Here is a 25,755-nt window from a genome sequence, read left to right on the forward strand (position 1 = left end):
AATGAAAGGTGAAGCTGCTTGAATTAGCCGGACCTTTGCTGCAAACCACAACGGGTTCTGCCGCTAAAAACATGAAAAGTAGCCAGGGAGTTTTTCAAAACTGGCTTATGTCTGAGGCTGGATTGAAGGAACTTTCAGAACAAGGAAAGGGAACTCCTAATTCTGAAGATCAGCTTTTAGCAGATGCGCTTAAAAAGATCGGTGAATGGCTAAATGCAAGTCCTGAAGATCAAGACAAACAAAATGCGGATCTTTTGCAAACATTAAGCAAACTGACAGGGAAGCAATTGGATGCGAATGCTCTGCAAATGTTGCAAAATCTTTTGCAAGCAGTTGAATCAAAAATGTCAGGCGGGACGGATCAATTGCTCACAGAAACGGAGAAAATCTTTTCAGAAGCTAAAACGGCTCTGAGTGCCAATGATTCTGCTTCTGACATTAATGGAGCACTGAAGTCTGATAAAGAGCAATCAAATCAGGAAAATGAAGTATCCGAGCCTGCTAAAGAGCTTATCTATATCCAGATGTTCATTAGCCAGCTCGTAGAAGGGAATAAGCTGACTGATCGCGGGAATGGCAATGAAGCTCATGCCATTTACCAAAATGGAGATCAATTCCTTTCTGCATTAGAAAAGAAGGGTGTATCTCAACAACTAATTCAGGATCTTAAACAGCAAATATTCACTAAAGCTGAGTCAAGTTCAAAACTTTACTCGATGACAGCGTCAGAGCTGAAAAGTTTTCAAAGCTTAATGGATCAAATGTCTATGCTTCCTCAAAAAGGGACCAAAGAATGGAGTTTAGCTGAAAGCCAGCTGAAAGCCTTCTTGTTATCGAAATCATCCGAATCATCACAAGACTTTGGGAAGCGTGTTCTCACACCGCTCTCGCAGAGTTCATCCAGCAAAAATGCATCGGATGTTTCTGGAAGTATTCAGCCTGTAGATAGTAAATCAGGACTCCAAATGCTGTTTTCGGGGTATCGGGGCATAGGAGGAGTTCAAACACTTGATCTGCAGCAGATGTCATCTGATATACCAAATGCCGAAACAAAAACGGTGGCTGATCAAGTGATTAATGCGTGGAAGCAGATGAAATATACGCCTTTCGGCAGATCGACGGGAAGTTTCACTATTCGGCTGAACCCTGAACATTTAGGATTTGTCACAATCAAGCTGACAAATGAAAATGGAATGTTTCAGAGTAAAATCATAGCATCTAGCCAATCAGCAAAAGAATTGCTTGAACAGCATCTTCCTCAGCTGAAGCAATCATTGCCGAATATGGCCGTCCAAATTGACCGTTTTACTCTTCCGGTCCAAAGCGGGGATCAACCGATATACGGCCAGCTTGCTGATGAACAGAAACAGCAGCAAGAGGGGCAGAGACAGCAAAGACAGAAAAAGCAATCAAATGATTTTGGCGATCTGCTCGATGAAGTGTCGATGGTTGAAATGGAGGAAGAAGAATGACTTCTATAAGTTCAGAATATAAACTGCCTGAAAAAACGAACACTGTGTCGACGAACAACAGCAGCTTGGGGAAAGACGAGTTTTTAAAAATATTAATGACTCAAGTTCAAAACCAAGATCCGCTTAACCCGATTGACGATAAAGAATTTATCAGCCAGATGGCGACTTTTTCAAGCTTGGAGCAAATGATGAATCTGAATACGACAATGACTCAATTCGTTGAAAACCAAGATCCGTTTACAACGTATGTTGATTGGATGGGAAAAGAAGTATCTTGGACTGATGGTAAAAGTGCAACTGATAAAACAGGCACAGTAAGCTCTGTTAAACATTTTAAAGGAAATTATTATCTCGTTCTTGATGATGGGACCGAGATCAGTCCTGCGAATGTCATGTCTGTGGGACAATCATCTAAATAAAAACATCTGGGGGAATATATTATGTTACGTTCACTTTATTCTGGAATCAGCGGTATGAAGAACTTTCAAACAAAGCTTGACGTAATCGGTAACAACATTGCCAACGTAAATACAGTAGGATTCAAAAAGAGCCGTGTGACCTTTAAAGATATGGTAAGCCAAACGATTGCCGGCGGTTCTGCTGCTGGTGCAACAATCGGCGGAACAAACTCTAAGCAAATCGGTTTAGGTTCATCATCTGGCACAATTGATACAATTCATTCAACAAGCGCGACACAAAGTACAGGAAGAACACTTGATTTAGCAATTGACGGCGACGGTTACTTCCGAATTGATACAGGTGACGGGACAGCTTATACAAGAGCAGGGAACTTCTATTTAGATAATACCGGAACACTGGTTACAGGTGATGGCTACCATGTGTTAAATATGAATGGGGGAACAATTAAAATTCCTACTGATGCTCAAAGCTTTAGCATTGGTTCTGATGGAAAGGTGTCAATTGTTGATGCTGAGGGGAAAACACAAGACGGGGGACAAATCGGGATTGTTACTTTTGCCAACAGTGATGGATTGGATAAAATCGGAAGCAACCTATACCGTGAATCTTTAAACTCTGGAACGGCCAGTGCAGCGAACCAGCCTGGTGACGGCGGAACTGGTGCTCTTAAATCAGGATTTCTCGAAATGTCTAACGTCGATTTAACTGACGAATTTACTGAAATGATCGTAGCCCAGCGCGGATTCCAATCAAACTCAAAAATTATTACAACATCTGATGAAATCCTTCAAGAACTGGTTAACCTTAAACGTTAAGGAGGGAGGGGAGGCGAGTAATCGCTTCTCCGCTGTTTTATGATTAAAGTAACCCGTTTGAACGGGCAGCCCTTTACACTGAATGCGCTATTTATTGAACAGATTGAATGTTTTCCGGATACTACAATTACTCTGTCAAATGGTAAGAAGTTTGTAGTAAAAGAAGATGAAGAAGCTGTTCTGGAAAAGATCGCAGCTTTCTACCGAAAAATACAAATATTTTCAATGGATCAAGGAATAGAGGAACCGGAATGAAGAAAAAGTTAATGATCATATTACTAATTATTCTTATCGTAATTGGTGCTCTCGGGGCGGCGGCTTATTTTGTTTTAGGCGGAAAGTCCGAAAAAAGTGAAGCGAAAAAAAGTATTGATGAAATCGTTGCGTCTTCTGTTGATGTAGAAGAGATCACAACAAATTTAAAGTCTGATAACATTATCCGTCTTGCTATTAAACTTGAAACTGATTCTGATAAATCAAAAGAAGAACTTGAGAAACGTGATTTCCAAGTGAAAGACGCTGTTATATCACTGCTGGCTGATACGAATGCTGATCAGATTGAGGGAGACAAGGGAAAAGAAACCTTTAAGAAGGAACTAAAAGATAAAATAAATAGCTACCTCCAAGAAGGAAAAGTAGAAAAAGTGTATATTACCTCCTTTAATCTGCAATAAAGCATAATTTGACAGAATACGGAGGTGAGGAAAATGTCAGGAGAAGTTCTCTCCCAAAATGAAATAGATGCACTGCTTTCTGCAATATCAACTGGTGAAATGGACGCTGAAGAGCTGAAAAAAGAAGAAAAAGAGAAGAAAGTCAAGGTTTATGATTTCAAACGTGCGCTGCGGTTTTCTAAGGATCAGATCCGCAGTTTAACGAGAATTCATGACAATTTTGCAAGACTTCTTACCACTCATTTTTCTGCTCAGCTCAGAACCTATATTCACATATCTGTCAGTTCTGTTGACCAGGTCCCGTATGAGGAATTTATCAGATCGATCCCGAACATGACGATTCTGAATCTATTTGATGTCCATCCGATGGAAGGCAGAATTATGATGGAGGTCAACCCCACGATAGCTTATACGATGATGGATCGGGTCATGGGCGGGATTGGAATCAGTCATAACAAGGTTGACAGTTTGACAGAAATTGAAACAAAAATCATTTCTAATTTATTTGAAAATGCACTGGGTAATTATAAAGAAGCTTGGCAGTCAATTGCTGATATTGAACCGGAAATGACTGAGTTTGAAGTGAATCCGCAATTTGTTCAGATGGTATCTCCTAATGAAACAGTCGTGGTGATCTCGCTCAATACTCAAATTGGTGAAATCAGCGGTGTCATTAATCTCTGTATCCCGCATATCGTACTCGAGCCGCTCATACCGAAGCTTTCAGTCCACTATTGGATGCAATCAGACCGAAATGAGCCAAAGCCTGAGGAAACAAAGTCGCTTGAAAAACGTATCATGACAGCACAAATACCTGTCGTGGCCGAGCTCGGCACATCTGAACTGACGATAGAAGAGTTTTTAAGTTTAGAAGTCGGAGACTGCATAACTTTGGACAAATCAGTCACGGATCCTCTTACTGTATTGGTCGGAGATAAGCCGAAATTTTTAGGACAAGCCGGCCGGGTGAATCGAAAACAGGCAGTGCAAATTTTAGATCACGACATAAGAGGTGAACAAGATGGAGAATAATAGATTATCTCAAGATGAGATTGACGCGCTTCTTAACGGTACTGGCAGCACGCTTGATGAGCCAGAGGTTCCGGAAGTAGATGACTTATCGGAAATGGAGCGTGATGCGATCGGTGAAATCGGTAATATTTCATTCGGCAGTTCTGCGACAGCACTTTCAACGCTTTTAAATCAAAAGGTCGATATTACGACTCCAAGCGTAACGGTCATTCCAAGAAGTAAAATCAGCGATGCGTTTCCTGAACCGTATGTAGCGATTGAAGTGAATTATACGGAGGGCTTCAGCGGAAGCAACCTGTTAGTCGTGGAACAAAGTGACGCGGCGATCATTGCTGATTTAATGATCGGGGGAGACGGAAAAGGTGCGGACCCTTCACTGGGTGAAATCCATTTAAGTGCTGTTCAAGAAGCAATGAACCAAATGATGGGATCGGCTGCCACATCAATGTCTACTGTATTCAGTAAAAAAATTGATATTTCGCCTCCTCGGGTTGAATTGCTGGATGTTACTGAAGAAAAGGGTACAGACCGTATTCCTGATGATGAAATGCTGGTGAAAGTTTCTTTCAACTTAAAGGTGGGAGAATTAATAGACTCCAGCATTATGCAGCTTTACCCATTGACATTTGCGAAAGATTTAATTTCAAGCCTTATGAACTCAGAAAGTGCAGAGGAAGAAGAAACGGTGCAGCCTGAAGTTACATACGAACAGCCGAAAGAGCCTGTGACGCCAGAGCCGCGTATTGAACCGAAGCAACAGCAGCAGCCGCCAAAAAGGCAGGGAACAGCAAAAAAAGCAGCGCCAGTCCAGGTTTCACCGGTGGAATTTTCAGCGTTTGATCCAAACGAAGCTGTACAAGCCCCTATTCATAATCTGGATATGCTTTTGGATATCCCGCTTTCGATTACTGTTGAGCTTGGCAGAACGAAGAGAAGCGTAAAAGAGATTTTAGAGCTTTCTGCCGGAAGTATTATCGAGCTTGATAAATTAGCCGGTGAGCCTGTAGATATTTTAGTTAATCAGCGTATCGTTGCCAAAGGCGAGGTCGTTGTCATTGAAGAAAACTTCGGAGTGAGAGTCACTGACATTTTAAGCCAGGCAGAGCGCATTAATAATTTAAAATAACGAAACACAAGGAGAGAGATAGATTATGGCACATAGAATTTTAATTGTAGATGACGCAGCATTTATGCGAATGATGATTAAAGATATTTTAGTTAAAAATGGTTTTGAAGTTGTGGCGGAAGCTGAAAATGGAGCACAAGCGGTAGAGAAATATAAAGAGCATTCACCTGACCTTGTTACTATGGATATCACGATGCCAGAAATGGATGGTATTACAGCATTAAAAGAAATTAAACAAATTGATGCGCAGGCAAGAATCATCATGTGTTCTGCTATGGGACAGCAATCAATGGTTATTGATGCCATTCAGGCCGGCGCTAAGGATTTCATTGTGAAACCTTTCCAGGCTGACCGTGTGCTTGAAGCAATCAACAAAACATTAAGTTAAAGGGTGTACGACTGTTGAAAAAGAGTCAATATTTTATTGTTTTTATTTGTTTTTTCGTTTTATTCAGTGTACATCCGATTGCTGCTGCCGCGGCAGACTCTGATAATTCAACTGTAAACGAATGGTTTCAAAAGAAAGATGAAAAAACTGCAGATCAATCAGAGCAAAAGAAAGAAAAAACAACAAAAACTGCTGATGAGACGGAGGGAGCGGCTGCTCCTTCTGTCTCAGCTTTTGATTTTGTAAAGATGATTTTCGCTTTACTGTTTGTTATCGCGCTGATTTACGGGCTGGTTAAGCTCATGAACAAAAGAAATCGGCTCCTAAAGCCTTTTCAATATGTTGAAAATATTGGCGGCACATCGGTCGGCCAGAACAGATCCATACAATTGATCAAGGTCGGGAAAAGTGTACTCGTCGTCGGTGTAGGAGAGACGGTCCAGCTGCTGAAAGAAATTGAGGATGAAAAAGAGATTGAAGTCATTCTCAGTCAGCATGAAGAGGCAATGTCAAGCAAAATAGAGTGGCAAAAGTTTGTGAAGCCGCTTAAGAGTTCTGAACATCAGCCGCAGCAAAAACTGCCTTCATTTTCAAAAGCATTAAAAGAGCAACTTGAAGAGTTAAAACAAAACCGTTCTGAAGGAAAGAAGAAAGGCCCACGTCATCATGAATGAGTTTATAAATATTTTCAGTTCAAGCGATCCGGAAAACGTAAGTTCGACTGTTAAATTACTATTATTGTTAACTGTATTTTCAGTGGCGCCTGGAATATTGATTCTTATGACTTGTTTTACTCGCATCGTCATTGTTCTGTCATTTGTCAGAACTTCACTTGCGACGCAATCTATGCCCCCAAACCAGGTTCTAATCGGGCTTGCGCTGTTTTTAACATTTTTTATTATGGCTCCTACTTTTTCAGAAATTAATAAAGAAGCGCTGACCCCATTAATGGACAACAAAATCAGCTTGGATGAAGCGTATACGAAAGCTGAGGAACCGATTAAAGAATTTATGAGTAAACACACAAGGCAGAAGGATCTGGCGCTGTTTATGAATTACGCGAAAATGGATAAACCTGAATCATTAAAGGATATTCCGTTAACAACAATGGTTCCGGCTTTTGCCATATCGGAGCTTAAAACAGCATTTCAAATAGGTTTTATGATTTTTATCCCTTTTTTAATTATAGATATGGTAGTGGCGAGCGTCTTGATGTCAATGGGGATGATGATGCTGCCTCCAGTTATGATTTCTCTGCCCTTTAAAATATTACTTTTTGTTTTGGTAGACGGCTGGTATTTAATTGTGAAATCTTTGCTTCAGAGCTTTTAGGGTAGGTGCTAAACGTGAGTTCAGAATTTGTAATTTCTATGGCGGAAAAAGCCGTATACGTAACGCTGATGATCAGCGGGCCATTATTGGCTATTGCTTTACTGGTCGGTTTAATTGTCAGCATATTTCAGGCCACAACTCAAATCCAGGAACAGACTTTGGCGTTTATTCCGAAAATCGTGGCGGTTCTCCTGGCTCTCATTTTTTTTGGTCCGTGGATGCTGTCGACGATTCTTTCATTTACAACAGAGCTGTTTTCTAATTTAAATCGTTTTGCAGGGTAATGTAGAGATGAATTCAATTATTGACTTATTTCCTGCTTTTTTATTGGTTTTTATTAGAATCTCTGCTTTTTTTGTAACGATTCCGCTATTTGGACATCGAAATGTGCCAGCTGTTCATCGCATAGGTTTTGCTTTTTTTCTTGCGGTCATTTGTTTCAGCACCATTGATAAACCGCCCTCTTTGGAGATAGATGAGCACTATATGCTCTTGGCGTTTAAAGAAGCTTTGGTCGGCCTATGTCTGGGTTTAATTGCTTATATGATGATTGCCGCAGTGCAGATTGCCGGCTCGTTTATTGATTTTCAAATGGGATTTTCAATAGCAAACGTTATTGATCCGCAAACCGGTGCACAAAGTCCGTTGATTGGCCAGTTTATCTATACGATGGCACTTTTGTTTATGCTAAGTGTCAATGCCCACCATTTGTTGCTGGATGGTATTTACTACAGCTTTCAGTATATTTCAGTTGATCAGGCATTTCCGAATTTCGGCGATGAAAAGTTTGCCTATTTTATTGCGAAAAGCTTTAATGCAATGTTTATTATCGCTTTTCAAATGTCAGCGCCGGTTGTGGCCAGTTTGTTTCTAGTTGATTTAGCATTAGGTATCGTGGCTCGAACTGTTCCGCAGTTAAATGTATTTGTGGTCGGTCTGCCTTTAAAGATCGCTGTCAGTTTCATTATGCTCATTGTATGTATGTCCGTTATCTTCGTCGTTGTCCGGAATGTTTTCAGTTTAACGATTGAAACGATGCGGAATCTTTTAGCATTGGTCGGTGTTTCTTAATGAAGCTTAGAGTTGACCTGCAGTTTTTTGCGGGAGAGAAGACAGAAAAAGCCACTCCGAAAAAACGGAAGGATACGCGAAAAAAAGGGCAAGTAGCCAAAAGCTCGGATGTCAATACCGCCGTTTCTTTACTGGTAATATTCCTTTCGCTTATTGCAATTGGTCCGTATATGAGAGACAGGCTGCTGTCATTCATAGAAACATTTTATACCGAATCGCTCACAATGAAGCTCTCAGAATCAAATGTGCATACATTGTTTGTCAGCTTATTAAAGGATATGGGCATGATACTCGCACCGATCTTGCTTGTTGCTCTTGTTGCAGGAGTCGTAAGCAACTATATGCAGGTTGGGTTCTTATTTTCTGCTGAAGTGATACAGCCTAAGCTTGAAAAACTGGATCCGATCAAAGGCTTTAAACGAATATACAGTATGAGGGCGATTGTAGAGCTGATTAAATCAATTTTGAAAATCGTAGTCGTTGGTTTTGCGGCTTTTGCTGTGCTTTGGCTGCATTATGGAGAAATTCTCCGGCTTCCTCTCCTGACACCCGAAGAGGCACTTTCTTTCGTTTCAAAACTCACTTTGTGGATGGGACTAAGCGGTGCAGGTGCATTGTTGATTCTTGCTGGTCTCGACTATTTATATCAGAGATTTGACTATGAGAAAAATATCAAAATGTCAAAACAAGATATAAAAGATGAGTACAAAAAATCTGAAGGAGACCCGATTATCAAGTCTAAAATTAAACAAAGACAGCGGGAAATGGCGATGAGGCGGATGATGCAGGAAGTTCCAAAAGCAGATGTCATTATCACAAACCCGACTCACTATGCGATTGCTTTGAAATATGATGAAGAAAAAATGGACGCACCTTATATTGTTGCAAAAGGCGTCGACCACCTTGCGTTAAAAATCAGGAAAATTGCTAAAGAGCATGATGTCATGATGGTAGAAAACAGACCGCTTGCCCGTGCGTTATATGATCAGGTGGAAATTGACCAGGCAGTGCCGGAAGAATTTTTTAAAGTTTTAGCAGAAATTCTGGCTTACGTATATAAAACAAAACAAAAAGTATATTGAATTTTTCGATTTAAAAGGAGAGAAAAAACAGCATGTCAACAAGAGATTTATCCGTTTTAATAAGTGTTGTCCTCATTGTGGCGATGCTGGTGATTCCATTTCCTCCATGGCTGTTAAGTATTTTGATCATTATTAATATTTCTCTTGCGTTGATCGTGCTTCTCACCACAATGAATATGCAGGAAGCGCTTCAGTTTTCGATTTTTCCGTCACTGTTGCTGCTTTTGACCCTATTTCGTTTGGGCTTGAACGTCTCAACTACCCGTTCAATTCTTTCACACGGTGAAGGAGGTAAAGTCGTCGAGACTTTCGGAAATTTCGTTGTCGGCGGAAATGTATTAGTTGGACTCGTTGTATTTATCATCCTTATTATTATTCAGTTTATCGTCATTACAAAAGGTGCTGAACGTGTTTCCGAGGTTGCAGCAAGGTTTACGCTGGACGCAATGCCTGGGAAGCAGATGAGTATTGATGCTGATTTAAACGCAGGGATGATTACCGAACAGGAAGCGAAGCATCGCCGCGAAAAAGTGGCAAGAGAAGCAGACTTTTATGGAGCAATGGACGGTGCCAGTAAATTTGTAAAAGGTGACGCCATTGCCGGAATCATCATTGTGATGATCAATATTATTTTCGGAATCGTGATCGGGATGCTTCAGCAGGGCATGTCCATTCAAGAGGCTGCTTCACACTTTACGATGCTGACTGTAGGGGATGGAATTGTTTCGCAAATCCCGGCACTGTTAATTTCTACGGCTACGGGTATTGTGGTCACAAGAGCTGCCTCTGAAGGAAACTTAGGGCATGACATTACAGGCCAGCTGTTTGCGTATCCAAAGCTTTTATACGTCGCAGCAGCTACGATCATGCTTTTAGGTATTTTCACTCCGATCGGCATCCTTCTGACGGGGCCGCTTGCGGGATTGCTTGCTTTTGGCGCATATACACTATCTAAATCAGGTAAGGAAAAAGAAGAAGTGGATGAGATTCTTGAGGAAGAGGCTGAGGTGGACGAGCTTAAAAGCCCTGAAAGTGTTGTTCAGCTTCTGCATATAGATCCGATAGAATTTGAGTTTGGATATGGCCTGATACCGCTTGCTGATGCCAATCAAGGCGGTGATTTATTAGACCGAATTGTTATGATACGCCGTCAGTTGGCTTTGGAACTCGGGCTTGTCATTCCTGTCGTGCGAATCAGAGATAATATAGCGTTGCAGCCTAATGAATACCGATTGAAAATTAAAGGAAACGAAGTAGCAAAAGGCGAGTTGTTGCTTGATCATTATTTAGCGATGTCGCCTACTCCTGAGGACGATCTCATTGAAGGGATTGAAACAGTGGAGCCTTCATTCGGGCTGCCGGCTAAATGGATTAGCGAAGCGGTAAAGGATGAAGCCGACATGCTTGGTTATACAGTAGTTGATCCTGCATCAGTCGTTTCAACGCATATTACGGAGAAAATTAAGCAGCATGCCCACGAATTGATCGGAAGGCAGGAGACAAAACAGCTGATCGATCACTTGAAAGAATCGTATCCAGTCCTGGTTGAAGAGGTTACGCCGAATCCATTGTCTGTCGGTGATATTCAGAAAGTGCTTGCTAAGCTTTTAAAAGAAAAAGTTTCAATTCGAAACTTAGTAACGATTTTTGAAACACTTGCTGACTATGGGAAATTAACAACAGATTCTGATCTTTTGACAGAGTATACAAGACAAGCGCTTGCTAAACAAATTACAGCCCAGTTTGCCAAAGAAAATGAAGTGTTGAAGGTTGTTACTTGTTCCGGCCGTGTAGAAAAAGCAATAGCAGACGGTGTGCAGCAGACGGAACACGGGAACTATTTATCACTTGAACCAGATATTTCAGAAAGTATAGTGCGCTCTGTCGCCAAAGAAGCTGAACAGCTCTCATTACGTCAGGAAACCGCGATTCTTCTTTGCTCGCCGCCTGTCAGAATGTATGTGAAGCAGCTTCTGGAACGGTACTTCCCTGATCTTCCGGTACTCTCTTATAACGAACTTGAGGCGAATGTTGAGGTACAAAGCATTGGAGTGGTGGATATTTAATGAAAATAAAAAAATTTACTGCTGCTTCAATGCAAGAAGCGGCACTTCTCATCAGAAAAGAGTTAGGTAATGAAGCGGTCATATTAAATTCGAAAAAAATTAAAAAGCGAAAATGGTTTGGCCTCGTCAACAAGCCTGCTGTTGAAGTAATCGCCGTATTGGATCAGGACTTTCTTGAGAAAAAAACGCCTCAGAAGGCAGCTGAACCGAAACAAACATTAAAAACTCCGGTCAGCAGTCCAAAAATAGAGGAGAGAACATATCCCCCTCAAATTCCGGCGCAACAGGAGCTAGGTGATTTTTCAGCATATCAATCTGTACTTCCTGAGCCGCTGCGAAAAGCAGAAAAGCTTTTGCAAGAAACAGGGATCAAAGAGTCTACGAAAACGAACACTCTGAAAAAATTGCTTCGCTTCTCTGTTGAAGCAGGCGGCTTGACTGAAGAAAATGTTGTCGGCAAACTTCAGGAAATACTATGCGATATGCTGCCCTCAGCAGACAAGTGGCAGGAGCCAATTCATTCAAAATATATCGTTCTCTTTGGTTCAACAGGGGCTGGTAAAACAACTACACTGGCTAAACTCGCAGCCATATCTATGCTTGAAAAACATAAAAAAATCGCTTTTATTACAACAGATACGTATCGTATTGCAGCTGTTGAACAGTTGAAAACATACGCTGAACTGCTGCAGGCTCCTCTGGAAGTTTGCTATACAAAAGAAGAATTTCAGCAGGCGAAGGAGCTATTTTCTGAGTATGATCATGTGTTTGTTGATACAGCTGGAAGAAACTTCAAAGACCCGCAATACATTGATGAACTGAAAGAAACGATTCCTTTTGAGAGCAGCATTCAGTCATTTCTTGTTTTATCCGCGACTGCAAAATATGAAGATATGAAGCATATTGTCAAACGGTTTTCATCCGTCCCTGTCAATCAGTATATTTTTACGAAAATAGATGAAACGACTTCCTTAGGTTCTGTATTTAATATACTGGCAGAATCAAAAATAGGTGTCGGGTTTATGACTAACGGCCAGAATGTGCCTGAGGATATACAGACTGTATCTCCACTTGGTTTTGTGAGGATGCTGTGCAGATGAACAGATATGACCAAGCAGCAACTTTACGGGCGAAAATGGAAAAACGTGAGCGCGTTCTGCCAATGGTTTATTCACAAAAAGCGAAGACACTTGCTGTCATCAGCGGCAAGGGCGGTGTCGGAAAATCCAATATTACCTTAAATATGGCACTTGCGCTGCAGGATAAAGGTAAGAAGGTGCTGCTCATCGACCTTGATATCGGGATGGGGAACATTGATATATTAATAGGAAATTCATCGTCTGCCACGATAATCGATGTTTTAACCGATCGTAAGCCTTTGCTGCAGTCATTATCCGTTGGCCCAAAGGGTTTGCGGTATATATCAGGGGGAACCGGTCTTGATGTGATGTTTCAGCTCGATCAGAGAAAATGGACGTTTTTTGCCAATGAACTTTCTCATGCATTAAGCCAGTTCGATTATGTGCTGTTTGACATGGGAGCAGGCTTATCAAAAGATCAACTGCCTTTTATTTTATCAGCAGAAGATATTTTGATTATTACAACTCCCGAGCCGACGGCCATTATGGACGCATACAGCGCTGTCAAGCACTTGGTTTTGACAGAAAATAAGCTTTCAATGAAGGTGGCTGTCAATCGGTGCCGTGACCAAAAGGAAGGGCTTGACGCTTTTGCCCGCCTCTCCCGTACAATTCATATGTTTTTGGATGTTCAGGTTCAGTTTGCCGGTTCCGTTTCTGACGATGTGATCGTGAGCAAAGCGGTTGTCGAACAGGTTCCTTTTTTCATAAAAAGCCCTCAGGCAAAAGCCAGCCGGTCAGTCCGTATTTTAGCGGACGCCTTGTTTGAAAGAGAAGAAACGAGACACAAAGAAGACAAACAGACATTTATTGAGAAATTATCTTCTTTTTTAATGAGGAGGGCTTAATTTGATTCGTGTGCTTGTAGTTGATGATTCAGCTTTTATGAGAAAAATGATAAGTGATTTTCTGACCGAAGAAAAGCAGATAGAAGTAATCGGAACTGCGAGAAACGGAGAAGAAGCGCTTAAGAAGATTGAATTATTAAAACCGGATGTTATTACTCTTGATGTTGAAATGCCGGTCATGAATGGGACAGATACGCTCCGCAAAATTATTGAGATTTATAACTTGCCGGTCATTATGGTGTCTAGCCAGACCGAGAAAGGTAAAGAATGCACAATTAATTGTTTGGAGATCGGTGCCTTTGACTTTATCACAAAGCCATCAGGCTCAATATCTCTGGATCTATACAAAATTAAAGAACAACTAGTTGAGCGTGTCGTCGCGGCAGGACTTTCCGGCAAGCGGAAACGTCCTGTTTCCCAGACAGTTCGGCCCGAACCTATTGTGCGTGCTGTCGTTAAGCCTGAATTAAGCAAACCGAAACCTGGCACGGGCAGACAAATTGTGTGTATCGGCACATCAACAGGCGGTCCACGGGCGTTACAAAAGGTGATACCGAAGCTCCCTAAGGATTTGAACGCACCAGTGGTTGTCGTTCAGCACATGCCTGAAGGGTTTACTGCTTCTTTGGCTGATCGGCTGAATCATTTATCTGACATTCAGGTAAAAGAAGCAAAAGATGGTGAAGCAGCTCTTAACGGCTGTGTTTACATAGCACCGGGCGGAAAAAACATATCCGTTATTAAAAACAGCGAAGGACTCCAGGTTGTGCTTGATAACCATGACACACCAAGCCGTCATAAACCATCTGCTGATTATTTATTCCGTTCTGTCGGGAAACTGACAGATTATGAAAAAGTAGCGGTTATCATGACCGGAATGGGCAGTGACGGCACTGCTGGACTAAAGGACATGCTAACAGCCGGCAATGTGAAAGCCATTGCGGAGTCTGAAGAATCTTGTGTCGTATACGGGATGCCAAAAGCTGCTGTTAAAGCGGGTCTCATTCATGAGATTAAACATGTGGAAGATATCGCAGCATCCATCACAAGCTGTGTGAAAAAAGAGAGGGTGTGATTCAAATGGATATGAATCAGTATTTAGATGTCTTTATTGATGAGAGTAAAGAACATTTACAAACATGTAATGAAAAGCTTCTTCTTTTAGAGAAAGACCCGACTGATCTTCAGCTCGTACATGATATATTCAGGGCTGCCCATACATTAAAAGGAATGAGCGCAACGATGGGCTACACGGATTTAGCACATCTTACCCATCTGCTTGAAAACGTGCTGGATGCAATCCGAAACGGAGACATGGAAGTCACCTCAGACTGGCTGGATATTTTGTTTGAAGCTCTGGATCACCTGGAAGCAATGGTTCAGTCTATTATTGATGGCGGGGATGGTAAAAGAGATATCTCAGAAGTGAGTGCCAAGCTTGATGTGAATGGTGCGCACGCTGAATCCGCTGCCTCCGCTGAACCTGCAGAAGCACAGAGTTCAGCATCTGATTGGGAATATGATGAATTTGAACGCACAGTTATACAAGAAGCGGAGGAGCAAGGCTTCAAACGATATGAAATCAAGATTTCTCTGAACGAAAACTGTATGTTAAAAGCAGTTCGTGTCTATATGGTGTTTGAAAAACTAAATGAAGTCGGAGAAGTAGCCAAAACAATTCCAAGTGCTGAAGTGCTTGAAACAGAAGATTTTGGAACTGACTTTCAAGTTTGTTTCTTAACACATCAATCAGCGGAAGACATTGAACAATTAATCAATGGCGTGTCGGAAATTGAGCATGTTGAAGTCATTCAAGGGGCTCCTTTAACATCAGCTGAAAAGCCTGAAGAATCTAAGCAAGAAGATTCACCAGCAGCAGCTGTACCTGCGAAGCAGGAGAAACAAAAACAGCCTGCTAAAAACGATGAACAGGCGAAGCATTCAGCCGGCGGATCTAAAACAATTCGTGTCAACATTGACAGGCTTGATTCTTTAATGAACTTATTTGAAGAGCTTGTCATTGACCGCGGGCGTCTCGAGCAGATTGCGAAAGAGCTTGAGCATAATGAACTGACTGAAACGGTTGAACGAATGACGAGAATTTCCGGAGATTTGCAATCGATTATTCTGAATATGAGAATGGTCCCGGTTGAAACTGTTTTTAACAGATTCCCGAGAATGATTCGCCAGCTTCAGAAAGAGCTGAATAAAAAAATTGAACTCTCGATCATCGGTGCGGAAACTGAACTGGATCGTACAGTAATTGATGAAATCGGAGATCCACTCGTTCACTTGATCAGAAACAGTATTGACCATGGTATCGAGGCGCCGGAAACACGTTTGCAAAAGGGAAAACCGGAATCAGGAAAAGTTGTGCTTAAAGCTTATCACAGCGGCAACCATGTCTTTATCGAAGTAGAGGATGACGGCGCAGGCCTTAATCGAAAAAAAATTCTGGAAAAAGCGCTTGAGCGCGGGGTCATAACGGAAAAAGAAGCTGAAACCTTAGAAGACAACCAAATTTACGAATTGATTTTTGCTCCGGGGTTCTCAACTGCTGACCAAATTTCTGATATTTCCGGCCGCGGTGTAGGACTTGACGTTGTAAAAAACAAACTGGAGTCTCTTGGCGGTTCAGTCAGTGTGAAATCAGCCGAGGGTCAAGGCTCTCTATTCAGCATCCAGCTGCCGCTTACCTTGTCTATTATTTCAGTTCTGCTGATTAAGTTGGAAGAAGAGACATTTGCCATTCCGATTTCTTCAATCATTGAGACAGCAGTTATTGACAGAAAAGACATTTTGCAAACGCATGACCGTGAAGTGATTGACTTTAGAGGGCATATTGTCCCTGTCGTTTATTTAAAAGAAGAGTTTAAAATAGAAGATACAAGAAAAGATGCGGAACAGCTCCATATCATTGTCGTGAAAAAAGGCGACAAACCTACTGCATTTGTGGTGGACTCCTTTATTGGCCAGCAGGAAGTTGTGCTGAAATCACTCGGAGATTATTTAACAAACGTCTTTGCAATTTCCGGAGCTACTATTTTAGGAGACGGAGAAGTAGCGCTCATTATTGATTGTAATGCACTGATTATTTAACCATTCGAGGAGGTGTCTCACATGACTGCAGAAATTAAAACAGGCGAAAAAATGATAGTCTTTATGGTAAATGGCAAAGAATATGCCATTTCCGTCACTCAGGTGAAATCAATTGAAAAATGGCAAAAGCCAACGAGGGTACCTGGCGTCGAACCATATATTTGCGGGGTAATCAATTTACGCGGGGTGGTGACTCCGGTTATTGATTTAAGAAAACGCCTGAATTTGCCAGAGTATGAAATTACAGATGAAACACGAATTATCATTATTGCTTATCGTGATATTGAAGTCGGCTGGATTGTGGATGAAGCGAATGATGTGATTACCGTACACGAAAGTGAAATAGAATCTGCTCCAGAAGGCGTTCAGAAAGATACGGATGTGTCGATCGAACAGATTGTGAAACAAGAGAACAGACTCTTAAATATTATTGATGCGAACGCGGTTTTGGATAAAGAATCATCTCAGTCCGCTGTGCCCGATCAAGCTTAATCTTAAAGGGGTTATGACATGAGTATTTTTAATGGAATCAAAGAAGAGCAGATGGACATTTTGCGGGAAGTCGGCAATATAGGCGCCGGCCACTCCGCCTCTGCAATGGCCCAGCTGTTAAATAGAAAGATAGATATGGAAGTCCCATTTGCAAAGCTGCTGTCTTTTGATGAGCTTGTTGATTTTTTCGGCGGCGCCGATGTCCCGGTTGCCAGCATCTTTTTAAGAATGGAAGGCGATTTAACGGGTTCAATGTTCTTTATAATGCCTTTTTTTCAGGCGGAGCAGTTTATCAGAGAGCTGATTGGAAACCCCGATTTTGACATAGAGGACTTAGGTGAAGACCACATGAGCTCATCCGCTTTGCATGAACTGGGCAATATTTTAGCGGGGTCATATTTAACAGCTTTGGCGGATTTGACGAAACTCCAGCTCTATCCAAGTGTTCCTGAAGTCTCTTTGGACATGTTCGGAGCAGTGATCAGCGAAGGGCTGATGGAGCTCAGTCAGGTTGGAGAACACGCCATTGTTGTCGACACGTCAATTTTTGACCAAAGCCATCAGCAGGAGCTGAAAGCGCATATGTTTATGCTGCCGGACTATGATTCATTTGAAAAGCTCTTTGTCGCCTTAGGTGCATCATTATGAGTACAACTGAGGCTGTTGTTATAAAGGTTGGGATTGCTGACGTGAAGATCGCCCGCTTCCCGGATACCATCCGGACCTCTGGTTTGGGCTCATGTGTGGGGCTGGTGCTTTATGATAAAGAAAAGCAAACGGCGGGTCTTGTTCATGTCATGCTTCCGGATTCGACGTTATCGAAAACTGCCGAGCTCAACCGGGCTAAGTACGCTGACACCGCCGTACAGACCACGATTGATATGCTGATAGAAGCGGGATGCCGGAAATTTGCATTAAAAGCAAAGCTGGCCGGCGGATCAGAGATGTTTAAATTTAAATCGACAAATGATTTGATGAAGATCGGACCGAGAAATGTATTAGCGATAAAAGAACAGCTGTCTTTATTTAATATTCCTATTATTAGTGAAGATACGGGCGGCTCAAGCGGCCGGACGATAGAATTTGAACCGAAGTCCTGCATGCTGCATATTCGAACTGTTAAACAAGGTGAAAAAACGATTTAATTAAGGTATTAGGGGGATAACAATGCAATCCTTGAATTATGAAGATCAGGTGCTTTGGACGCGCTGGAAAGAGTGGAAAGATCCTAAAGCCGGTGACGACTTAATGCGCCGTTACATGCCGCTTGTCACATATCATGTAGGCAGAATTTCTGTCGGACTGCCGAAATCAGTGCATAAAGACGATCTTATGAGCCTTGGTATGCTTGGTTTATATGATGCCCTTGAAAAATTTGACCCCAGCCGGGACTTAAAATTTGATACCTACGCCTCGTTTAGAATTCGCGGCGCAATCATAGACGGGCTTCGTAAAGAAGATTGGCTGCCCAGAACCTCGCGCGAAAAAACAAAAAAGGTTGAAGCAGCAATTGAAAAGCTTGAACAGCGGTATCTTCGGAATGTATCGCCCGCGGAAATTGCAGAGGAACTCGGAATGACGGTACAGGATGTCGTGTCAACAATGAATGAAGGTTTTTTTGCAAATCTGCTGTCAATTGATGAAAAGCTCCATGATCAAGATGATGGGGAAAACATTCAAGTCATGATCAGAGATGACAAAAATGTTCCGCCTGAAGAAAAGATTATGAAGGATGAACTGATTGCACAGCTTGCGGAAAAAATTCACGAACTCTCTGAAAAAGAACAGCTGGTTGTGAGTTTGTTCTACAAAGAGGAGTTGACACTGACAGAAATCGGACAAGTATTAAATCTTTCTACGTCCCGCATATCTCAGATCCATTCAAAGGCATTATTTAAATTAAAGAATCTGCTGGAAAAAGTGATACAATAATGAATTTCATGGTTAGCGAGTGAAAAACATGTCAACACTATTATGGCTTTTAAGCTTTACGCTCCACGGCGTTCTTCTGTACGCTGTCATTATCCTGTATACGAGGCTCGCTGCAGTGAAAGAAACAGAAAAACAGCAAAAACAGATACTTGAAGAGACGGAAAACACCTTGGCGGCATTTCTGCTTGAATTAAAAGAAGAAAATGAGAAACTGATAGAAAATAAAGCTTCATCTGCAAGTCAATCAGATGAAGAATCCCAAAAGCCAGGCCTTCAGCACTCTGAAACATATCAAGAGCGGGATCCAGTTCAAGAGGCAGAGAATCTTCCTGAACATATTGAAGGTCTGATTACAGAGGTTGACCGTCGGGAAGAGATCGTAAACAGTGAGGTCCAATCATTTGAAGACCAGGTCATAGAATTATATGAACAGGGATATTCGGCAAGTCAAATTGCCCAGAAAATGAAGAGCGGAAAGACAGAAATCGAGCTATTTTTAAAATTTCGCTCCAAAGGTGTAAAGGATTCTTGATTGTCGGATAAAGCTGTGTTATATTATGTCTTGGTGTTAAATACACACGCTTAACGATTTATGCAGAGGGTGCTGCAGGCGGCAGTTCTGCACAAAAATGACCTAAGCGGAGGAAAAAAACCATTATATTAGGAGGAAATAACATGTCAGTCATTTCTATGAAGCAATTGCTTGAAGCTGGTGTTCACTTCGGTCACCAAACACGCCGTTGGAACCCCAAAATGAAGCGTTACATTTTCACGGAGCGTAACGGAATCTACATCATTGACCTTCAAAAAACAGTCAAAAAAGTAGAGGAAGCTTACAACTTCACTAAAAATCTTGCTGCTGAAGGCGGAAAAATCCTTTTCGTCGGAACAAAAAAACAAGCTCAAGATTCTGTTAAAGAAGAAGCTCAACGCTCTGGCATGTACTATGTCAACCAACGCTGGTTGGGCGGTACATTAACAAACTTCGAAACAATCCAAAAACGTATTAAACGTCTTAAAGACATTGAAAAAATGCAAGAAAACGGTACGTTTGATGTACTTCCTAAAAAAGAAGTCGTTCAATTGAAAAAAGAATTAGAGCGTCTTGAAAAATTCCTAGGCGGAATTAAAGATATGAAGGATCTTCCTGATGCATTATTCATCATCGATCCTCGCAAAGAGCGCATCGCTGTTGCGGAAGCTCGCAAATTAAACATCCCTATCATCGGTATCGTAGATACTAACTGTGATCCAGATGAAATCGATGTTGTTATCCCAGCGAACGATGACGCTATCCGCGCTGTTAAACTTCTAACTTCTAAAATGGCAGATGCAATCTTAGAAGCGAAGCAAGGCGAAGAAGAAGCGGAAGTTGCTGAAGAAACTGCACCAGAAACAGAAACAACAACTGCGTAACCTATTCAAAAGGTGATAAGAGGGACTGCCTTTTATCACCTTTTTTCAAGAAAAATGTGTAATATACATACTCTTGTTTAAACATATAAGGAGGAATACAAATGGCAATTACTGCACAGCAAGTAAAAGAACTGCGTGAAAAAACTGGCGCGGGCATGATGGATTGTAAAAAAGCGTTAACTGAAACTGACGGAGATATGGACAAAGCAATTGACCTTTTAAGAGAAAAAGGGATTGCAAAAGCAGCGAAAAAAGCTGACCGTATCGCAGCAGAAGGTTCTACTCTTATTAAAACTGACGGCAACAAAGGCGTTATCCTAGAAGTAAACTCTGAAACTGATTTCGTTGCGAAAAACGAAGGCTTCAAAGAGCTTCTTAACACTTTAGCTGACCACCTTCTTGCAAACACGCCAGCTGATGTTGAAGAAGCAATGGGCCAAAAAATGGAAAATGGCTCAACTGTTGAAGAGTACATCACAAGCGCAGTTGCTAAAATCGGTGAGAAAATCACTCTTCGCCGCTTTACAGTTCTTACAAAAGACGACAGCTCTGCATTCGGTGCTTACCTTCACATGGGCGGCCGCATCGGTGTATTAACTGTTCTCAACGGTACAACTGATGAAGAAACTGCGAAAGATATCGCAATGCACGTTGCTGCAGTTAACCCTCGTTACATTTCTCGTGATCAAGTATCTGAAGAAGAAACAAATCATGAGCGTCAAATCTTAACTCAGCAAGCCCTCCAAGAAGGCAAACCTGAAAACATCGTAGCGAAAATGGTTGAAGGCCGTCTGAACAAATTCTTCGAAGAAATTTGTCTATTAGACCAAGCGTTCGTTAAAAACCCAGATGAAAAAGTGAAACAAGTTATTGCAGCGAAAAACGCTACTGTTCAAACTTTTGTCCGCTATGAAGTTGGAGAAGGCATCGAAAAACGTCAAGAAAACTTTGCTGAAGAAGTAATGAACCAAGTGAAAAAATAATGGTGAAAAGATTTCGCGGCTAAGTCGCGTCTTTTCAGGCAGTATAGGGGACACATTTTGTGTTCCCTATTTTTAAAACTATATTTACAAACCTTTTTTTCTCTTGCATAATAGAAAACGGCAATGTTTACACTTGGAGGTTATCATGGAAAAACCAAAATACAAACGTATCGTATTAAAGCTTAGCGGGGAAGCATTGGCAGGAGAACAGGGAAATGGAATTAACCCGACTGTCATTCAATCCATTGCAAAGCAAGTGAAGGAAATCGCTGAGCTTGAAGTCGAAGTGGCTGTTGTTGTAGGCGGCGGCAACTTATGGCGCGGAAAAACAGGAAGTGACCTGGGCATGGACCGCGCGACTGCTGACTATATGGGAATGCTGGCGACAGTAATGAATTCGCTTGCTCTTCAAGACAGCTTGGAAACACTCGGAATCCAGTCCAGAGTGCAAACATCCATTGAAATGAGACAAGTTGCTGAACCGTACATAAGAAGAAAAGCGATACGCCACTTAGAGAAAAAACGTGTCGTTATTTTCGCTGCGGGCACAGGAAACCCATATTTCTCAACTGATACGACAGCTGCACTGCGGGCTGCTGAAATTGAGGCAGACGTTATTTTAATGGCTAAAAATAACGTTGACGGTGTGTATAATGCTGATCCTAGAAAAGATGAATCAGCTGTTAAGTATGAATCACTTTCTTATCTTGACGTTCTTAAAGACGGCCTGGAAGTCATGGATTCAACAGCTTCCTCTTTATGCATGGACAATGACATTCCGCTTATCGTCTTTTCTATTATGGAAGAAGGAAATATCAAACGTGCCGTTATCGGTGAATCAATCGGAACGATCGTGAGGGGGAAATAACGTGTCAAAAGAAGTATTAACTCAAACAAAAGAAAAAATGGAAAAAGCAATTGCTGCTTATCAGCGCGAATTGGCTACTGTACGCGCAGGCCGTGCAAATCCATCATTATTAGATAAAGTAACGGTTGAATATTACGGAGCGCAGACACCTTTAAATCAGTTGTCTTCTATTAACGTGCCTGAAGCTCGTATGCTCGTTATCACGCCATACGATAAAACAGCAATCGGTGATATCGAAAAAGCGATTTTAAAAGCTGATTTAGGTCTTACACCAACAAGTGACGGCAATATGATTCGAATTGCAATTCCGGCACTAACAGAAGAGAGACGGAAAGAATTAGTGAAAGTTGTAAAAAAATATGCTGAAGAAGCAAAAGTAGCTGTTCGTAACGTTCGCCGTGATGCTAACGATGATCTCAAAAAACTTGAGAAAAACGGAGACATTACTGAGGATGAACTGCGTGCTTCCACTGAAGACGTTCAAAAACTGACAGATGAATATGTGTCAAAAATTGACAGTGTCACAAAAGACAAAGAAAAAGAAATCATGGAAGTTTAATGAAAAACTATGTACAATAGATAATAGTGAAAAGACCCTCTCATGTTTACAGGGGGTTTTTTTGTTAATACTGTTGATTACATTGATTATCAGCAGGGAATGTAACCTTTTTGGGTGACGGAGGAATCTCATGCTCAACATACTCAAAAATTGGAAGAATCAGCAAACTGCGGCTTCCAACTTAGAACGTTATACAAAAGAAGACATACTTAAGGGAGAAATTCCCGAACACATCGCCATTATCATGGATGGAAATGGCCGTTGGGCTAAAAAACGCTCTCTTCCCAGAATTGCAGGCCACCATGAAGGGATGAAGGTGGTAAAAAGGACCACGAAGCTCGCAAACGAATTAGGTGTCAAAGTACTGACATTGTATGCATTTTCAACAGAAAACTGGAAAAGACCGAAAATGGAGGTCGATTTTTTAATGAAGCTTCCGGAAGAATTTTTGAATACGTATCTTCCAGAGCTTGTTGAGGAAAATGTACAGGTTCGGATCATTGGGGATGAAACGGCTTTGCCGGCGCACACATTACGTGCGATTGAAAAAGCTGTACAGGACACGGCGCAAAACGACGGAATGATCCTTAATTTTGCTCTTAACTATGGAGGCCGTACTGAAATTGTCAGTGCTGCAAAATCACTCGCGGAAAAAGTGAAGGAAGGCTCTTTGAATATTGAAGACATTGATGAATCGCTTTTTTCTACTTATTTGATGACTGAATCTTTGCAGGATCCTGAACTTTTAATTCGAACGAGCGGCGAGATAAGGCTGAGTAATTTTATGCTATGGCAGGTTGCCTACAGTGAATTTGTCTTTACTGACGTCTTGTGGCCTGACTTTAAAGAAGATCACTTCTTGCAGGCGTTAGGAGAGTTTCAGCAGAGAGGCCGGAGGTTTGGCGGAATTTAGAGGATGGTGGACATGAAACAAAGAATTTTGACAGGTGTTCTGGCAGCAATTGTATTTTTATTTTTGGTTATTGTCGGGAAATTGCCGTTCACCATATTAATTTATGCTATGGGCAGTGTGGCGCTTTTTGAACTTTTACGGATGAAAAAGCTGAAGCTGGTTTCACTGCCGGGTTTGATCGGTCTTTTATTATTGTGGATGTTCTTATTACCAAGCCAGTATTCGTTTTTTGAAGCGGACGGGATTTCCAAAATGGAAATCGCTTTATTTGCGGTACTGCTATTGCTGACTTACACAGTGTTGGTCAAGAACACCTTTACTTTTGATGAAGTCGGGTTTATTACGCTTGCAGCAATTTACATCGGAATGTGTTTTCATTATTTTATCGAAATCAGAAATCTTGACCAATACGGATTAACATACATTTTTTATGCGTGTGTTGTCATTTGGTCCACCGATTCCGGTGCCTATTTTGTCGGTAAATCGCTTGGGAAGCGGAAACTGTGGCCTGAAATCAGTCCGAATAAAACAGTGGAAGGGTTTGCAGGCGGAATTGTCATCGCACTTGTATTGGCGACGATTTTTCAGCTTGTTGCACAACTTCCGATCCCGTATATCTATCTGCTGTTGATCACGCTGTTTTTGTCTGTTTTCGGACAACTTGGAGATTTAGTGGAATCCGCCTTGAAAAGACATTACGATGTAAAGGATTCTGGGAATATTCTTCCCGGGCATGGCGGTATATTAGACCGTTTTGACAGTTTCTTGTTTGTCATGCCTTTCTTGTACTTTCTGCTTGCCCTTTTTTCATAAAAAAGTCTAATATGAATATGAGACTGATCATGCAGCAATAAGAATAGGAGTAGTGGCAACTTTGAAAAATATTTGTCTTTTAGGAGCAACAGGATCAATCGGCGAACAGACTCTTGATGTACTGCGTGCACATCAAGACCAATTTCAGCTGGTATCTATGTCGTTTGGCAGAAATATTGATAAGGCCGTTCCAATGATTGAGGTCTTTCAGCCGAAGTTTGTCTCTGTCGGTGATCTGGATACATATCATAAATTAAAACAAATGTCTTTTTCTTTTGAATGCCAAATCGGGCTGGGAGAAGAAGGACTGATAGAAGCAGCAGTGATGGAGGAGGTTGACATTGTTGTCAACGCTTTGCTTGGAAGCGTCGGTCTTATCCCGACATTAAAGGCAATTGAACAGAAAAAAACAATTGCGCTTGCAAATAAGGAAACTCTTGTCACTGCAGGGCATATAGTAAAAGAACATGCTAAGAAATATGATGTTCCGCTGCTGCCTGTTGACAGTGAGCATTCAGCCATTTTTCAAGCTCTTCAAGGCGAACAGGCTAAAAACATTGAACGCCTCATCATTACGGCATCCGGCGGAAGTTTTCGGGACAAGACGCGGGAGGAGCTCGAATCAGTAACAGTTGAAGATGCATTAAAACATCCAAACTGGTCAATGGGTGCAAAAATTACAATTGATTCGGCTACAATGATGAATAAGGGATTAGAGGTGATCGAGGCACACTGGCTTTTCGATATACCTTATGAACAAATTGATGTGGTTTTACATAAGGAGAGCATCATCCATTCAATGGTTGAGTTCCATGATAAAAGTGTGATCGCACAGCTCGGAACTCCGGATATGAGAGTCCCCATTCAATATGCGCTCACTTATCCTGACCGATTGCCATTACCAGATGCGAAAAGGCTTGAATTATGGGAAATCGGCAGCCTTCATTTTGAGAAAGCTGATTTTGACAGGTTCCGATGCTTACAATTTGCTTTTGAATCAGGTAAAATAGGAGGAACAATGCCGACAGTGCTAAATGCGGCAAACGAAGTAGCTGTCGCTGCCTTTTTAGCTGGCAAGATACCGTTTTTGGCTATTGAAGACTGTATCGAAAAGGCACTAACCCGCCATCAATTACTGAAAAAACCGAGCCTGGCGGACATTCAAGAAGTGGACAAAGATACCCGGGGATACGTCAATTCAATACTCACATAAGG

30 protein-coding genes are annotated in these 25,755 nt (G+C 41.6%); all 30 read left to right on the top strand.

What is annotated here, in order from left to right; all coding sequences use genetic code 11:
* Nucleotides 1-8: 8 nt before the first annotated feature.
* The 30 genes from NST79_RS08910 (at nucleotide 9) to dxr (ending at nucleotide 25,753) form a co-directional block, all read left to right on the top strand.
* Nucleotides 9-1,472, top strand: a complete 1,464-nt coding sequence (locus NST79_RS08910; RefSeq protein ID WP_038428955.1) for a flagellar hook-length control protein FliK — start codon at nucleotides 9-11, stop codon at nucleotides 1,470-1,472.
* Complete coding sequence (gene flgD / locus NST79_RS08915) at nucleotides 1,469-1,891, top strand: flagellar hook assembly protein FlgD (protein ID WP_003231970.1); 423 nt, start codon at nucleotides 1,469-1,471, stop codon at nucleotides 1,889-1,891. Before NST79_RS08910 ends, flgD begins: the two co-directional genes overlap by 4 nt.
* A 21-nt stretch (nucleotides 1,892-1,912) precedes the next feature.
* The gene (gene flgG, locus NST79_RS08920; protein WP_003231968.1) at nucleotides 1,913-2,707 is read left to right on the top strand and encodes a flagellar basal body rod protein FlgG; all 795 of its coding nucleotides are present in this window, start codon (nucleotides 1,913-1,915) and stop codon (nucleotides 2,705-2,707) included.
* Between the two features lie 39 nt (nucleotides 2,708-2,746).
* The gene (gene swrD, locus NST79_RS08925; RefSeq protein ID WP_046160403.1) at nucleotides 2,747-2,962 is read left to right on the top strand and encodes a swarming motility protein SwrD; all 216 of its coding nucleotides are present in this window, start codon (nucleotides 2,747-2,749) and stop codon (nucleotides 2,960-2,962) included.
* A complete protein-coding gene (gene fliL, locus NST79_RS08930; protein ID WP_003231964.1) occupies nucleotides 2,959-3,381 on the top strand; it encodes a flagellar basal body-associated protein FliL in 423 nt (140 codons plus the stop codon). Before swrD ends, fliL begins: the two co-directional genes overlap by 4 nt.
* A gap of 33 nt (nucleotides 3,382-3,414) precedes the next feature.
* Nucleotides 3,415-4,413, top strand: a complete 999-nt coding sequence (gene fliM / locus NST79_RS08935) for a flagellar motor switch protein FliM (RefSeq protein ID WP_003220879.1) — start codon at nucleotides 3,415-3,417, stop codon at nucleotides 4,411-4,413.
* Nucleotides 4,403-5,539 carry a flagellar motor switch phosphatase FliY gene (gene fliY, locus NST79_RS08940; RefSeq protein WP_014479788.1) on the top strand — a complete coding sequence of 379 codons (1,137 nt, stop codon included), beginning with the start codon at nucleotides 4,403-4,405 and terminating at the stop codon, nucleotides 5,537-5,539. Before fliM ends, fliY begins: the two co-directional genes overlap by 11 nt.
* Before the next feature lie 25 nt (nucleotides 5,540-5,564).
* Nucleotides 5,565-5,927, top strand: a complete 363-nt coding sequence (cheY, locus tag NST79_RS08945; protein ID WP_014476812.1) for a chemotaxis protein CheY — start codon at nucleotides 5,565-5,567, stop codon at nucleotides 5,925-5,927.
* A gap of 14 nt (nucleotides 5,928-5,941) precedes the next feature.
* Nucleotides 5,942-6,601 carry a flagella biosynthesis regulatory protein FliZ gene (fliZ, locus tag NST79_RS08950; RefSeq protein WP_212060475.1) on the top strand — a complete coding sequence of 220 codons (660 nt, stop codon included), beginning with the start codon at nucleotides 5,942-5,944 and terminating at the stop codon, nucleotides 6,599-6,601.
* Complete coding sequence (gene fliP / locus NST79_RS08955) at nucleotides 6,594-7,259, top strand: flagellar type III secretion system pore protein FliP (protein WP_003245692.1); 666 nt, start codon at nucleotides 6,594-6,596, stop codon at nucleotides 7,257-7,259. Before fliZ ends, fliP begins: the two co-directional genes overlap by 8 nt.
* A gap of 14 nt (nucleotides 7,260-7,273) precedes the next feature.
* Nucleotides 7,274-7,543, top strand: a complete 270-nt coding sequence (gene fliQ, locus NST79_RS08960) for a flagellar biosynthesis protein FliQ (RefSeq protein WP_003220888.1) — start codon at nucleotides 7,274-7,276, stop codon at nucleotides 7,541-7,543.
* 7 nt (nucleotides 7,544-7,550) lie between these two features.
* Nucleotides 7,551-8,330 carry a flagellar biosynthetic protein FliR gene (fliR, locus tag NST79_RS08965; protein ID WP_003245510.1) on the top strand — a complete coding sequence of 260 codons (780 nt, stop codon included), beginning with the start codon at nucleotides 7,551-7,553 and terminating at the stop codon, nucleotides 8,328-8,330.
* Nucleotides 8,330-9,412, top strand: coding sequence for a flagellar biosynthesis protein FlhB (flhB, locus tag NST79_RS08970; RefSeq protein WP_003231949.1), 1,083 nt, complete (start codon nucleotides 8,330-8,332; stop codon nucleotides 9,410-9,412). Before fliR ends, flhB begins: the two co-directional genes overlap by 1 nt.
* A gap of 32 nt (nucleotides 9,413-9,444) precedes the next feature.
* Nucleotides 9,445-11,478, top strand: a complete 2,034-nt coding sequence (gene flhA, locus NST79_RS08975; RefSeq protein WP_003231947.1) for a flagellar biosynthesis protein FlhA — start codon at nucleotides 9,445-9,447, stop codon at nucleotides 11,476-11,478.
* The gene (gene flhF / locus NST79_RS08980) at nucleotides 11,478-12,578 is read left to right on the top strand and encodes a flagellar biosynthesis protein FlhF (protein WP_003231945.1); all 1,101 of its coding nucleotides are present in this window, start codon (nucleotides 11,478-11,480) and stop codon (nucleotides 12,576-12,578) included. Before flhA ends, flhF begins: the two co-directional genes overlap by 1 nt.
* Nucleotides 12,569-13,465, top strand: a complete 897-nt coding sequence (flhG, locus tag NST79_RS08985) for a flagellum location/number ATPase FlhG (RefSeq protein ID WP_010886507.1) — start codon at nucleotides 12,569-12,571, stop codon at nucleotides 13,463-13,465. Before flhF ends, flhG begins: the two co-directional genes overlap by 10 nt.
* Before the next feature lies 1 nt (nucleotide 13,466).
* A complete protein-coding gene (cheB, locus tag NST79_RS08990; protein WP_003245823.1) occupies nucleotides 13,467-14,540 on the top strand; it encodes a protein-glutamate O-methylesterase CheB in 1,074 nt (357 codons plus the stop codon).
* Nucleotides 14,541-14,545: 5 nt separating this feature from the next.
* Nucleotides 14,546-16,564, top strand: a complete 2,019-nt coding sequence (gene cheA, locus NST79_RS08995; RefSeq protein WP_014476817.1) for a chemotaxis protein CheA — start codon at nucleotides 14,546-14,548, stop codon at nucleotides 16,562-16,564.
* Nucleotides 16,565-16,585: 21 nt separating this feature from the next.
* On the top strand, nucleotides 16,586-17,056 hold the full coding sequence (cheW, locus tag NST79_RS09000; protein ID WP_003231938.1) for a chemotaxis protein CheW: 471 nt from the start codon (nucleotides 16,586-16,588) through the stop codon (nucleotides 17,054-17,056).
* A gap of 18 nt (nucleotides 17,057-17,074) precedes the next feature.
* Complete coding sequence (gene cheC / locus NST79_RS09005; RefSeq protein ID WP_003231935.1) at nucleotides 17,075-17,704, top strand: CheY-P phosphatase CheC; 630 nt, start codon at nucleotides 17,075-17,077, stop codon at nucleotides 17,702-17,704.
* Nucleotides 17,701-18,201 carry a chemoreceptor glutamine deamidase CheD gene (gene cheD / locus NST79_RS09010; protein WP_003244852.1) on the top strand — a complete coding sequence of 167 codons (501 nt, stop codon included), beginning with the start codon at nucleotides 17,701-17,703 and terminating at the stop codon, nucleotides 18,199-18,201. Before cheC ends, cheD begins: the two co-directional genes overlap by 4 nt.
* A 22-nt stretch (nucleotides 18,202-18,223) precedes the next feature.
* Nucleotides 18,224-18,988, top strand: coding sequence for an RNA polymerase sigma-28 factor SigD (sigD, locus tag NST79_RS09015; RefSeq protein ID WP_003220911.1), 765 nt, complete (start codon nucleotides 18,224-18,226; stop codon nucleotides 18,986-18,988).
* A gap of 28 nt (nucleotides 18,989-19,016) precedes the next feature.
* The gene (swrB, locus tag NST79_RS09020; RefSeq protein ID WP_015252089.1) at nucleotides 19,017-19,520 is read left to right on the top strand and encodes a swarming motility protein SwrB; all 504 of its coding nucleotides are present in this window, start codon (nucleotides 19,017-19,019) and stop codon (nucleotides 19,518-19,520) included.
* 143 nt (nucleotides 19,521-19,663) lie between these two features.
* Nucleotides 19,664-20,404: a 30S ribosomal protein S2 gene (gene rpsB, locus NST79_RS09025; RefSeq protein ID WP_003220918.1), complete on the top strand. Its 741-nt coding sequence runs from the start codon at nucleotides 19,664-19,666 to the stop codon at nucleotides 20,402-20,404.
* A gap of 101 nt (nucleotides 20,405-20,505) precedes the next feature.
* On the top strand, nucleotides 20,506-21,387 hold the full coding sequence (gene tsf, locus NST79_RS09030) for a translation elongation factor Ts (protein WP_003231929.1): 882 nt from the start codon (nucleotides 20,506-20,508) through the stop codon (nucleotides 21,385-21,387).
* A gap of 145 nt (nucleotides 21,388-21,532) precedes the next feature.
* A complete protein-coding gene (pyrH, locus tag NST79_RS09035; RefSeq protein ID WP_003220923.1) occupies nucleotides 21,533-22,255 on the top strand; it encodes a UMP kinase in 723 nt (240 codons plus the stop codon).
* A 1-nt stretch (nucleotide 22,256) separates the two neighbouring features.
* Complete coding sequence (gene frr, locus NST79_RS09040) at nucleotides 22,257-22,814, top strand: ribosome recycling factor (protein WP_003231927.1); 558 nt, start codon at nucleotides 22,257-22,259, stop codon at nucleotides 22,812-22,814.
* 130 nt (nucleotides 22,815-22,944) lie between these two features.
* Nucleotides 22,945-23,727, top strand: a complete 783-nt coding sequence (locus NST79_RS09045; RefSeq protein WP_003231925.1) for an isoprenyl transferase — start codon at nucleotides 22,945-22,947, stop codon at nucleotides 23,725-23,727.
* 3 nt (nucleotides 23,728-23,730) lie between these two features.
* Nucleotides 23,731-24,540, top strand: a complete 810-nt coding sequence (gene cdsA / locus NST79_RS09050; protein ID WP_003231924.1) for a phosphatidate cytidylyltransferase — start codon at nucleotides 23,731-23,733, stop codon at nucleotides 24,538-24,540.
* A gap of 61 nt (nucleotides 24,541-24,601) precedes the next feature.
* A complete protein-coding gene (gene dxr / locus NST79_RS09055) occupies nucleotides 24,602-25,753 on the top strand; it encodes a 1-deoxy-D-xylulose-5-phosphate reductoisomerase (RefSeq protein ID WP_003245155.1) in 1,152 nt (383 codons plus the stop codon).
* Nucleotides 25,754-25,755 lie beyond the last annotated feature (2 nt).

Origin of the sequence: Bacillus sp. PS196, assembly GCF_037963555.1 — a bacterium.
Taxonomy (GTDB): Bacteria; Bacillota; Bacilli; order Bacillales; family Bacillaceae; genus Bacillus; species Bacillus subtilis.